Annotated in this window: 13 protein-coding genes; 5 read left to right on the forward strand and 8 right to left on the reverse strand. The window is 70.1% G+C overall.

Going from position 1 to position 10,937, the window contains the following annotated elements:
- Positions 1-22: 22 nt before the first annotated feature.
- The 3 genes from RMP09_RS19875 to RMP09_RS19885 form a co-directional block, all read right to left on the reverse strand.
- On the reverse strand, positions 23-790 hold the full coding sequence (locus tag RMP09_RS19875) for a hypothetical protein (RefSeq protein WP_310567701.1): 768 nt from the start codon (positions 788-790) through the stop codon (positions 23-25).
- Positions 791-915: 125 nt separating this feature from the next.
- Entirely contained in the window at positions 916-1,557 is a 642-nt protein-coding gene (locus tag RMP09_RS19880) for a phosphoribosyltransferase family protein (RefSeq protein WP_310567702.1), read from the reverse strand.
- A 131-nt stretch (positions 1,558-1,688) separates the two neighbouring features.
- Positions 1,689-2,585, reverse strand: a complete 897-nt coding sequence (locus RMP09_RS19885) for a LysR family transcriptional regulator (protein ID WP_310567703.1) — start codon at positions 2,583-2,585, stop codon at positions 1,689-1,691.
- A gap of 194 nt (positions 2,586-2,779) precedes the next feature.
- Here RMP09_RS19885 and RMP09_RS19890 point away from each other — a divergent pair, with 194 nt between their 5' ends.
- Entirely contained in the window at positions 2,780-3,199 is a 420-nt protein-coding gene (locus RMP09_RS19890; protein ID WP_310567704.1) for a hypothetical protein, read from the forward strand.
- Positions 3,196-3,801, forward strand: a complete 606-nt coding sequence (locus RMP09_RS19895) for an exopolysaccharide biosynthesis protein (RefSeq protein ID WP_310567705.1) — start codon at positions 3,196-3,198, stop codon at positions 3,799-3,801. The genes RMP09_RS19890 and RMP09_RS19895 overlap by 4 nt, the downstream gene beginning before the upstream one ends.
- Positions 3,802-3,855: 54 nt before the next feature.
- Here the strand turns inward: RMP09_RS19895 and RMP09_RS19900 are convergent, their stop codons facing one another.
- Positions 3,856-4,623, reverse strand: a complete 768-nt coding sequence (locus RMP09_RS19900) for a sulfite exporter TauE/SafE family protein (protein ID WP_310567706.1) — start codon at positions 4,621-4,623, stop codon at positions 3,856-3,858.
- 64 nt (positions 4,624-4,687) lie between these two features.
- Here RMP09_RS19900 and RMP09_RS19905 point away from each other — a divergent pair, with 64 nt between their 5' ends.
- From RMP09_RS19905 to RMP09_RS19915, 3 genes are all read left to right on the forward strand, one after another.
- Positions 4,688-6,160: a UbiA family prenyltransferase gene (locus RMP09_RS19905; protein ID WP_310567707.1), complete on the forward strand. Its 1,473-nt coding sequence runs from the start codon at positions 4,688-4,690 to the stop codon at positions 6,158-6,160.
- Positions 6,157-6,522 (forward strand): EamA family transporter, encoded by a 366-nt coding sequence (locus RMP09_RS19910; RefSeq protein WP_310567708.1) that lies wholly within the window; start codon positions 6,157-6,159, stop codon positions 6,520-6,522. Before RMP09_RS19905 ends, RMP09_RS19910 begins: the two co-directional genes overlap by 4 nt.
- Before the next feature lie 118 nt (positions 6,523-6,640).
- Entirely contained in the window at positions 6,641-8,185 is a 1,545-nt protein-coding gene (locus RMP09_RS19915; protein WP_310567709.1) for an ArnT family glycosyltransferase, read from the forward strand.
- A 145-nt stretch (positions 8,186-8,330) separates the two neighbouring features.
- Here the strand turns inward: RMP09_RS19915 and RMP09_RS19920 are convergent, their stop codons facing one another.
- From RMP09_RS19920 to RMP09_RS19935, 4 genes are all read right to left on the reverse strand, one after another.
- Positions 8,331-8,783, reverse strand: coding sequence for a lipocalin-like domain-containing protein (locus tag RMP09_RS19920; RefSeq protein WP_310567710.1), 453 nt, complete (start codon positions 8,781-8,783; stop codon positions 8,331-8,333).
- 131 nt (positions 8,784-8,914) lie between these two features.
- On the reverse strand, positions 8,915-9,223 hold the full coding sequence (locus RMP09_RS19925; protein WP_310567711.1) for a metal-sensing transcriptional repressor: 309 nt from the start codon (positions 9,221-9,223) through the stop codon (positions 8,915-8,917).
- Between the two features lie 21 nt (positions 9,224-9,244).
- Positions 9,245-10,279 carry an SLAC1 anion channel family protein gene (locus RMP09_RS19930; protein WP_310567712.1) on the reverse strand — a complete coding sequence of 345 codons (1,035 nt, stop codon included), beginning with the start codon at positions 10,277-10,279 and terminating at the stop codon, positions 9,245-9,247.
- 149 nt (positions 10,280-10,428) lie between these two features.
- A complete protein-coding gene (locus RMP09_RS19935; protein ID WP_310567713.1) occupies positions 10,429-10,665 on the reverse strand; it encodes a DUF2892 domain-containing protein in 237 nt (78 codons plus the stop codon).
- Positions 10,666-10,937: the final 272 nt, after the last annotated feature.

A 10,937-nucleotide genomic window follows, 5' to 3' on the forward strand; every position in this document is an offset into this window, starting at 1 on the left:
CACCAGGGGATGCGGCCGCCCATCAAAGCGGGCAGGTGGTGCCGCCGGGCGCCGGATCGGGTTGGCGGGTCAGCAAGACGGTCTTGCCGCTGCCATCCCGCAGCTGCAAGCTGGCGCCATCGACGACCTCCACCTGCGTGAACGCGGTGCCCACCAGCGCGGGAACGACGGGCCGGGCCAGCGTCGTGGTGTTGAAGCCCGACATCGTGCCGGTGAAGTTGACCTTGGTGGTGCTGCTCGTCACGTCGCAGCCAGCGACCGGGGCGGTGAGCCCGTTGCTCACCGACGAGGGGGCCGAGAACTTGAGCGTGGGTGTCCCGCTCGCGCTGGCCCACAGGCCCGCTTCCAGTTTGACCGCCACGCGGTCGTTCAGGTAGACCCGCTTGGCCGTCTGACCCGGCACGGTGAGTTCGAGCCGACGCAGGTCGGTGAACGTGCCCTCCAGGCACGCGGTGGTGGACGTGGGTGCGGTCGGGAACAGGGTGAGCTTGCCGTTGTCCAGCGTGCCCCGCAGGGTGTCGTTGTCGGCGCACACGCCCGGCAAGACCGAGAGGGTCGGGTTCACGTCGATCCTGGAGGCAAAAAGTCTGTCGCCCGATTCGGCGTTGTCAAAAAAAATCGTTTTGGGATCGGCGGGGGCCGAACCCTCCAGCACCCACTGGCCGCCCAGCGGCGTCACGATCTGCAGGATGGCGAAGATCTCGCCCCCGCCACACGCGGCGAGCAGCGCCGCCGTCAGAACCCCTGTGGATGCCTGGCGGACGCGCCGCCGCCTGTTGTGCTGGTTCATGGCTCTCTCCTGGGTTGCCTGGCACGGCCTGCAGCGATGCACCCCTGGCCGCGAGGGAAAAACCATCTTATGCCGGCACGCAAGGCCATCCAAGCCCGGTCATCCGCCGGGCGCACCGGCGTCCGTCAAACGGGGGATGGCCCCGGCATCTGCCGCAGCAGCGCGATCACCTCGTCGTCGTCCACCTGCGGAAAGTGGCGGTACCACTGGCCGACCGACGTGAAGGGCTCGGGCGTGTCCAGGCAGACCAGTTCGTCGGCCAGCGGCCGGACCTGTTCCAGCGCCTGGCGCGAGGACACCGGCACCGCGCAGACCAGACGGGCCGGGCGGCGCAGGCGCAGCCCGTGCAGCGCGGCGGTCATGGTGAAGCCGGTGGCCATGCCGTCGTCGACCACGATCACCACCCGCCCGGCCGGATCCACAGGAGGACGCAGCGGCGAATAACACGCCCGGCGCTGGCGCAGGACACCGAGCTGGCGCTGCACCTCGGCGTCGATGTAGGCCGGATCGGCCCCCGCTTCGGCGGCGTGTGGGGCGATGTGGGTGTGGCCCCATTCGTCCACCGAGCCGACCGCCAGCTCCGCCTGGTGGGGGGCGGGCAGCTTGCGCACCAGCACCACGTCGAACGCTCCGTGCAGCGCCCGGGCCAGGGCCAAGCCCATGGGCACGGCGCCGCGCGGCACGCCCAGCACCAGCGGCTGGCGGTCGCGGTAGGGGGCCAGCCGCCGCGCCAGCCGGCGCGCGGCATCTGCACGGTCTTTGAACATGGTGGTCGTCGGTCGCCGCGCCATCGCGGACAGGCCCCGGGTGTACCGCGGACACCCGGGCTTGGCAACCGTCCGGCTGGGTCGGGTCTCGGATCAGGTCAGGCCGGCCGCCACTGTGGCCCCGGCGGCGCTCAGCCGCCCCCAGCCAGGTGCGCCTCCAGCAGGCGCTGCACCAGCGGGTGCTGCACCTTGCGCGCGGTGGCGATGGCGTAGAAGTGTTCCTGCACCTCATCGCAGGGCGCGATCCAGGTCAGGCCATAGCCCTGTTCCAGCTTCTCGCGCATGCGCTCGGGCGCGGGGAACACGCCCATGCCCGACGAACCGAAGGTGGTCAGCAGCGCGCTGTCCTCAAATTCGCCCACCAGCTGCGGCGCCACGCCACGGCGCTCGAACCAGTGGTCCAGCCGCGGCCGCACCGAGGCGTGCGACGTGGGCAGCAGCACCGGCACCCGCGCCAGGCTGGCGGGGAAGTCTTCGCGCACCACGTCCAGCCAGTTGGCCGGCGCGAACCAGCCCATGGGCGAGTGGCCCATGGCGTGGCTGTACAGGCGCAGGTTGGGGTTGGCGGGGGCGGGCCGGTCGGACAGCACCACGTCCAGCCGGTGCAGGGCCAGGTCGGCCAGCAGGTCGTCGAACTCGCCTTCGTGGCACATCAGGCGCAGGTGGGGTTCGGCCATCACCGGCTCCAGCAGGTCGCGCACAGCCAGTTTGGGCAGGCCGTCGGAAATGCCCACCACCAGCCGCACCGCGTGCTGGGTGGCGGCGTCGCGCACCGCGGCCGGCAGCTGCTCGCCGATCAGGAAGATCTGCTCGGCCAGCTGCAGCGCGGTGTGGCCGGCCTCGGTCAGCACCAGGCCGCGCCCGGCGGGCTTGAACAGCGCATGGCCCAGCGACTGCTCCAGCAGCCGCACCTGGGCGCTGACGGTCTGCACCGCCATGCCCAGCCGCGCGGCGGCGTGCGACATGCCGCCCTCCTTGGCGGCGACCCAGAAGTAATACAGGTGCTTGTAGTTGAGTTCCGCTTGCATATCTGGTTTTCCGGAATGGTGCTTCACCCATTTTCTGCTTTATGGGGAACCAGCGCCACCGCTATGGTGCGGCTCCCCTTGTTCACCTTGAAAGGAGAACCCTCATGGAACCCCTCCACCGCCCGCCCGCCGGGGCCGGCCACGCCCGGCCGCGGGCACAGACGGTGAGCCGTTGTTGAACCAGGAGCGATGACATGAAATACCTCATCTGGGGCCTCACCGCCCTGTTCGCCGCCGGCTGGACCGGCCTGGTCTGGGTCACGCACCGGCTCACCGGCTGGCTGCTGGGCACCCTCGACGCCGGCACGCTCCAGGACGTGGGCGGTTCGGTTGCGGGCCTGCCTCTGCCACCGCTGCCACCGCTGCCGGAGGGGCTGGGCCCGTGGATCGACACCGCCTGGCTGGGCACGCTGCAGGCCTGGAGCGCCGAGCTGCTGGGCTGGCTGGGGGCGGTGCTGCCCTCGGGCGACGCGCTGATGGCCTGGATCGGCCCGCTGCTGTGGGTGGGCTGGGGCCTGGGCCTGTTGGGCCTGCTGGCGCTGGCCGGTCTGCTGCACTGGGCGGTGGGCCGCACACCGGCCGTGCGGCAGGCCCTGCGGTCGGTGCGCGCATGAGCATCGGCATCGCTGGCCGCCTGCGTGCCGCGGCGTGCGCCGGGTCCGGCCCGCTGCGCCTGTCGCTGCGCGAGCTGCTGCAGCTGCACGGCGAGGCCTCGGGCGCGGTGCTGCTGATGCTCATGGCCCTGCTGAGCACCGCCCCCATCGCGGGCGCCGGCACGGTGCTCAGCTTCGGCCTGTTCGCGCTGGCCTGGGCCTGGCTGCGCGGGCGCGACAGCCTGCAGCTGCCCGAAAAGCTCGCCGTCCTGCGGCTGAACGAGACCTGGACGCGGCGCTGCCTGCACGGCCTGGCCTGGACCTACGAACGCGCCGAGCGCTGGCTGCGCCCACGCTGGACCACGCTGAGCCACGCACGCACCCGTTTCGGCTGGGCGCTGTGGATCGCGCTGATGGCGCTGCTGATCTTCCTGCCGCTGCCGCTGGGCAATGTGCTGCCCGGCACCAGCCTGATGCTGCTGAGCCTGGGCTGGCTGTTCCGCGACGGCCTGGCCCTGCTGCTCTCGGCCGCCACCGGCGTGGCGGGCGTGGGTTACGCCGTGTCGGTGGGGCACCTGGCCTTCGCGGCCTGGCAGCACGCCGGGGCGTGGTTCGGTCTGTGACGATGCGCCGCCGGGCCGCTCCCAGGCGGATCAGCCCCGGCAGGGCCTGTGGGCCTACATCTTCGAGAAGAAAACGGCGCTCATCACCAGCCCGGTGACGATGACGCCGCGCCGCACCCAGGCCACGGGCAGCCGTTTGGACCAGCGCGCGCCGACGTAGCCGCCCGCCGTGGCGGCCAGCATCATCAGCACGCCTTCGCGCCAGGCGATGGCACCGGCCAGCACGAAGGCCGCCACCGACAGCCAGGACAGCACCAGCGAGTTGAGGTTCTTGAGCGCGTTGACGGTGTTGAGCTTCGATTCGCCCGCCACGGTGTACAGCGCCATGAGCAGGATGCCCAGGCCGCCGTTGAAATACCCGCCGTAGATGGCCACCGCCAGCAGGCCCGGTTCGCGCCAGCGCGCCAGCCCGTGGCCGCCGGCCGACGCGGCCTGCGCCCGCCGCGCCAGCGCCGGCCCGGCCGCGAACAGCACGGTGGCGAACAGCAGCAGCCAGGGCACGATGCCGGTGAACAGTTTGGCCGGCGTCACCAGCAACAACAGCGCGCCGACCACGCCCCCGGTGGCGGCGATCAGCATCTCGCGCCGCAGTCGCTGCGCCGGCAGCGCGCGCAGCTCGGCCTTGAAGCCCAGCGTGCTGCCCAGGTAACCGGGGCTCACAGCCAGCGCGCTGGTGGCGTTGGCCACGATGGGCGGCACGCCGGTGAACACCAGCGCCGGGAAGGTGAGGAAGCTGCCACCGCCGGCGATGGCGTTGAGCGCGCCGGCACCGAAGGCGGCCGCGGCGAGCAGGGGGGCGGTGGTCCAGAAGTCGAGGGGCATGGCGACCGAGGTTAGCGCAGGCAGCACCCCTAGAATCGTCACAGCTGTTTCACCGGACCTGCGCTTGACCGAACCCACCGCCACCGCCGCCGACGCACCCTGCCCGCTGTACGTGGACCTGGACGGCACGCTCACGCCCACCGACACGCTGTACGAATCGGCCCTGCTGCTGGTGCGCCGCCACCCGCTGAACCTGCTGCGCCTGCTGGCCTGGCTGCCGCGCGGCAAGGCCGCCTTCAAGCGCCACCTGGCCGATGCGGTGCGGCCCGACCCGGCCACCCTGCCCTACCACGAGCCCTTCGTGCGCCACCTGATGACCGAGCGCGAGCAGGGCCGCAGCCTGGTGCTGGCCAGCGCGGCGGACGCGCGCATCGTGCGCGAGGTCTCGGACCACCTGGGCCTGTTCGACGACACGCTGGGCACCGAAGCCGACGGTCCCAACCTCAGCCGCGCACACAAGCGCGAAGCCATCGCCGCCCACGCCCGCGCCCACGGCCACGAGCGCTGGGCCTACGCCGGCAACAGCCGCGACGACCTGTCGGTCTGGAGCGGCGCCAGCGAAGCGGTGGCCGTCAACGCGCCGCCGGCGGTCGTGGCAGCGCTCCAGCGCGAGCACCCGCAGGCGCAGGTGTTTGAACAGACACCCGTTTCGTTCAAGACGGTGCTGCGCGCCATCCGCCTCAAACAATGGTCCAAGAACGCGCTGCTGTTCGTGCCGCTGCTGGCCGCGCACTCGCTCGACCCGCTGGCCTGGGGCACGGTGCTGCTGGCCTTTCTGGCGTTCGGGCTGTGCGCCTCGGCCACCTACCTGGTCAACGACCTGCTGGACCTGCCCAGCGACCGCGTGCACCGCCTCAAGCGCCACCGCCCGCTGGCGGCGGGCCACATCGCCATCCCGCACGCGGTGCTGCTGGGCGTGCTCATGATCACGCTGGCCTTTGTGCTGGCCTGGAAGGTCTCGGCCGGCTTCGCCACCATGCTGCTGCTCTACACCGTGACCACGCTGGCCTATTCGCTGCAGCTCAAGCGGCTGCCGCTGATCGACGTGCTGGTGCTGGCCGCGCTGTACACGCTGCGCATCGGCGCCGGCGCCGTGGCCGCGCAGGTCGAGCTGTCCAACTGGCTGCTGGCGATCTCGATGTTCCTGTTCCTGAGCCTGGCCCTGGTCAAGCGCTGCGCCGAGCTGGAAGAACTGGCCGCCGAAGACAAACCGCCGGCCCCCGGGCGCGGCTACCAGCCGCGCGACCTGGTCTCGCTGCGCGCCATGGGCATGGCCTCGGGTTTCCTGTCCGTGATGGTGCTGGCCCTGTACATCGACAGCCAGAAGGGCCGCGAGCACTACCACCAGCCCGAATGGCTGTGGGCCGCCGCACCGCTGGCCCTGCTGTGGGTCATGCGCATCTGGCTCAAGACCGGGCGGCGCGAACTGCACGGCGAAGACCCCCTGCAGTTCGCCCTGCGCGACGGCTTCACCTGGCTGGTGGTGCTGCTGGTCGGCGGCATCGGCCTGGTGGCCAAGCTGGGGCTGAGCGTATGAAAACCATCGCACTGGCGCTCGCGGTCTTCTGCGTGCTGCTGTCGTCTGGCGCGCAAATCGCCCTCAAGCGCGGCATGGCGCCGCCGCCCGGCAGCGACCTGGGCGGCACCTACGCCCATGCGCTCACCAGCCCCATGGTCTGGCTCGGTCTGGGCCTGTACGGCCTGAGCACCCTGCTGTGGCTGTGGGTGCTCTCGCGGTTGGACGTGAGCCTGGCCTACCCCCTGGTCAGCCTGGGCTTCGTGGTCACCATGGCCGCGGGCGTGCTCTGGCTGGGCGAACCCTTTTCCTGGCTGCGCGTGGCCGCCTGCACGCTCATCGTGACCGGTGTCTCCATGCTGGCGCTGGAGACCAAGTTTTAGACCACCCCCGTCGCTGCGCTCCGCCCCTCAAGGGGCAACACCTGCGGCCTGGCAAAGCCAGTTCCGCGGTGTTCTCGGTTTGAAGCCCCCGCGCTCCGGCGATGCCTGGACAAGTGACATGAACGTTTCCGACCTCTCGATCTCCGCCGCCCGGCGCCTGTTCTGGACCACCTTCTTCGGCACCCTGCTGCTCAAGGTCGTCCTCGCGGCCGGCTTCCCGTTCACCGGCGACGAAGCCTTCTTCTACCAATGGGGCGTGTTCCCGGCCTGGGGCTATTCGGACCACCCGCCCATGGTGGGCTGGCTGCTGGCCGTGCTGCACGGCATCAGCGACGCGCCCCTGGTGCTGCGCAGCGTGACCCTGCTGGTCACCAGCGTCATCGCGCTGGGCATCGTCGATGTGCTCATGCGCCACCTGCCCGCCGAACGCGAGGCCGGCGCCTGGCTGGCCGGCGCGGTCTACCTGGTGCTGCCCTGGTCGTGGATGTTCGTGCTGGTGACCACCGACACGCCGCTGATCCTGTTCATGGCGCTGTCGGCCTGGTGCTACCTGCGCGCCAACGCCTGCCCCGGCCGCGGCACCGGCTGGTACGCGCTGGCCGGCCTGTTCGTGGGCCTGGCCTTCCTCTCCAAATACTTCGCGGCCCTGCTGGGTTTTGCCTACGCGGTGCACATCCTGGGCTGGCGGCGTGGGCGCTGGTGGGCGCTGCCGCTCATGTTCGTGCTCGCCCTGCCCTCCATCGGCGTCAACGTGGGCTTCAACGCCACGCACGGCTGGTCGAACGTGATGTTCAACGTCTTCAACCGCAACGAAGGCTCGCACTGGAACCTGCAGACCCCGGCGGTGTACGCGGCCATGACGGCCTACCTGCTCACGCCCTGGCTGCTGTGGCAGGGCCTCAAAGGCCGCTGGGCCGACGGCGTGAGCCCGGCCACGCGCACGGCCGCCACCGCGCTATGGCTGTTCCCCATCGCCCTGTTCGCCTTCATCAGCTTCAAGCGCACCATCGGCCTGCACTGGGTGCTGGGCTTCGTGCCGCTGTTCGTGGTGTGGGCCGGCCTGCGGGTGCCGGCGCGCGGGCTGCGCACCAGCTTCAAGGCCACGCTGGCGCTGTCGCTGCCGCACCTGATCGCCGTGGCCGCCGTGGCCTGGGCGCCGCTGCCGCTGTGGCAGCCCACCAAGATTTACGACCGCCTGGTCTTCACCCGCGAAACCCCGGCCCTGGCCGCAGCCCTCAAGGCCGACCTGCCCGCCGGCGCCACGCTCATGGCCCGCACCTACAACCCGGCCGCGGTGCTCGCGTTTTCCCACGGCCAGTACGTGCCGGTGTTCGGTGTCGGCCGCCACCACGCGCGGCAAGACGACCAGATCATCGACTTCCGCAGCTACGACGGCAAAGCCCTGCGCGTCTTCGACTACGACGAACCCGACCTGGCCGACTTCCAGCCCTTCTTCGCCCAGGTCAGCAAGCAGAAGGTGGTGATCGAAGGCGTGGCTTTCTGGCTGGTGGACGGCACCGGCTTCCAGTTCCAGCCTTATCGCGAACAGGTGCTCGCCAAGATCGCGCAGGACTTCCACGACATCCCGCACTGGCTGCCGCTGCTGGGCAACCCGTTCTGTGAGCGGTACGGGTTTGCGGGGTGTTCGCCGCAGAGGCCGTGACGCCTGATCCGGCCAGCGCTCATGGCACAAAGGGCGGGGTCGGGCCAACGACCGTCAGCGACTTCGGAAATCCACAGCGGCGAGGAATGGTTTGCACATCGGGCAACGAGGGGTGTGCGCGGCATTCGCCGGCCTTGCCCGCTGGCTAGGCACGTTCGAACTCGACCCGATAGGTGCACAACCTTCCGTCCATGGGGTCGGCGGTTTCTGGCGTGGTGTAGATGAGGTGCTCGCCATCGAACGAAAGCAGTCTTGTTTGCCGCGTGCCTGTCCACAACTCGTTCCAGCTTCCATCCAGGGTGTGGATGACCCTGTCCGCCTGGACTTCGTAGGAGCCCACATAGGCGAAGAGCGAATCAAAGAGCGCGATCTTCTCTTCAGGGGAAGGCGGATTGGACTGGGGCATTGGCCGGCCACTCTTGAGAACGAAGACCATCAACCGGCCGTCTGGCGCGTAGCTGATGTAGCCGAAAGGATCGGGGCCGAGGGCGTCCGACTCGTCTCCAGATGGCACCAGCACGCGCTTCCACGAAAGCATGCGCCAGGTACCGAGCAAGCGGCGTCCGAGATCTGGGCCAAGGTGCGTGTCGGTGGACATCGAAGCCTCCTGCGCGATTGCGTTCGTGGCGCCCGACGTTGGATCTGGGCGGGCGGCGGCCAGAACGGCGGTTGGTCGGGAGGCCGATGATACGAACAACGGGCGCGCGGGCCAAGCGTCGTGCAGACGACTCAGCGCGACCGCCCCAGCCGCGTCTGCAGCCGGTCCAGCACCTTGACCACGGCTTGCGGGCTGACGCCGCCGTCGCATTGCCCGGCCGCCAGCTCCTGCTCGGCCACCGACAGGTTCAGCCGCACGTAGGTGCTGTCCAGCGCATGGCGGGTGGCCAGCAGTTGCTGGGCGATCTTGGTGCAGTCGGCGCCGTCTTCCAGCAGCTTCTGCAGGCCGCGCACCTGGCCTTCGGCGCGGCGCAGGCGGTGCATCAGGTCGGCCTTGCGCTCTGCCGTCAGCTGCGCTGCGGGGGTGTCCGGATCGCTCATGGGTGTGGCGGGGCCGGTGCGTCAGGCCGACGCCGGGATGATGTTGGCCACCGGCTCGGGCGCGAGCAGCGAGCCGTCGCGCAGGCCGCGCACGGTGGCAAAGCCCAGCCACAGCACGGCGATGGAGGTGATGGCCAGCAGCAGCACGGCGGCGGTCTGCAGCGCGCCGATCTGGCCGAGCTGGGCCACGCGCAGCGTGAGCACGGTGAAGGCCGCGAGCGGAAACGAGAAAGCCCAGAAGGCGACGCCAAAGGGCTGGGTGGCGATGCGGCGCACGAGTTGCGCAACCCACACCAGGAAGAACAGGGCCACACCCCAGAGGCCCAGCACCACCGGCAGCGGCGCCTGCCACTGCGTGAGCACCACGCCGATGACGGACGGCGGTGCGATGGTGATGAACCAGGCGGGCAGGATGCGTTCGGGCAGCGGGCTGTGCGCGATGCGGCGCGCCAGGATGAGCGTGAGCACCACCGGCCAGAGGAAGGCGCCGATGCCGAACTGCAGCGCCGACCAGGTGCCGTGGCCCAGCGGCAGGCCGGCCAGCGGCACGACCACGTTGCCCACCACGGGGATGAGCAGCACTGGCGTGATGGACGGCCACAGCGCGGCCGCCCCACCGGCGCCGGGCTGTGCCGCGGCGGCGGGCGCGAGCCAGCGGCCCAGCACCCAGACCGTGGCCCAGAGCTGCGCGAGGCTGCCGACCCACCACAGCGCGTTCCACACCGGGCCCAGCGGCTCGGCCGCGCCGCCCAGCGCCACGCCCACGGTGGCCAGCAGCAGCATGGACACCGGCAGCGCCGCGATGAAGGCGTGGCGCACCGGGTGTTTGAGGTCGTCGGCCAGCGCGGCGGGGTAACGCTGCCAGCGCAGCCACGACGCGACCAGCAGCACGCCGAACACAATGGCCGAGAGCAGCCCCAGCACCAGGGCGATGCCGGTCGCCATCTCGCCCAGCAGCCCGGCGGCGTTGTGCCAGGCCAGCGTCAGACCGGACAAGCCCATGACCACCGAAAAGTAGCCGGGCATGAGGAACTTCAGGGGCGTGGGACTGGACATGGTGATGCGTGGGTCAAAGCCGAAAACATTCGAGCGAGGTGGCACCGATCAAGGCGCACCGTGGAACCGCCCCTCGACAAGCACAGACCGGGCCACCGGTGCGGCCCCCTCAGGGAGAAGACGCGCAGCGGCGCAGGGGGGCCTTCACCTCAGCTGCACTTGCCGCCAGAGCAGGAACCGTTGCCCTCGGGCACGCCCATTTTCTTGAACAGGATGGCGGGCGGGCAGAAACCGGTGATGCCGGACTGCGCGAGGTTGAAGCCGGCGAAGGCGGTCACGGCCAGGAACCATTCGCTCACAAAGATGGGGCTGCCGTGGTAACCCAGGGCCAGTGTCAGCAGGACAACGGTGCCGGCCATGATGCGGATGTAACGTTCGACGGTCATTTCAGACTCCTTGAAAAGAAAAGAACACGAAAACTGAGGTTCGGCCGGAGCGCTTGATTCCTGCCAGGGCACCCGTGGAACCGGCTTTGCCGGGCCACCAGGTGCGTCCCCCTCAGGGGGAAGACGCAAAGCGGCGCAGGGGGTTACTCATATTTCTTGCGGTAGACCGCGTAATAGAGAACCGGGATGACCACCAGGGTCAGCATGGTCGAGACCGCGATGCCGAAGATCAGCGCGATGGCCAGGCCGTTGAAGATGGGGTCGTCGAGGAT

Source organism: Hydrogenophaga sp. (assembly GCF_031426985.1).
Lineage (GTDB): Bacteria > Pseudomonadota > Gammaproteobacteria > Burkholderiales > Burkholderiaceae_C > Hydrogenophaga.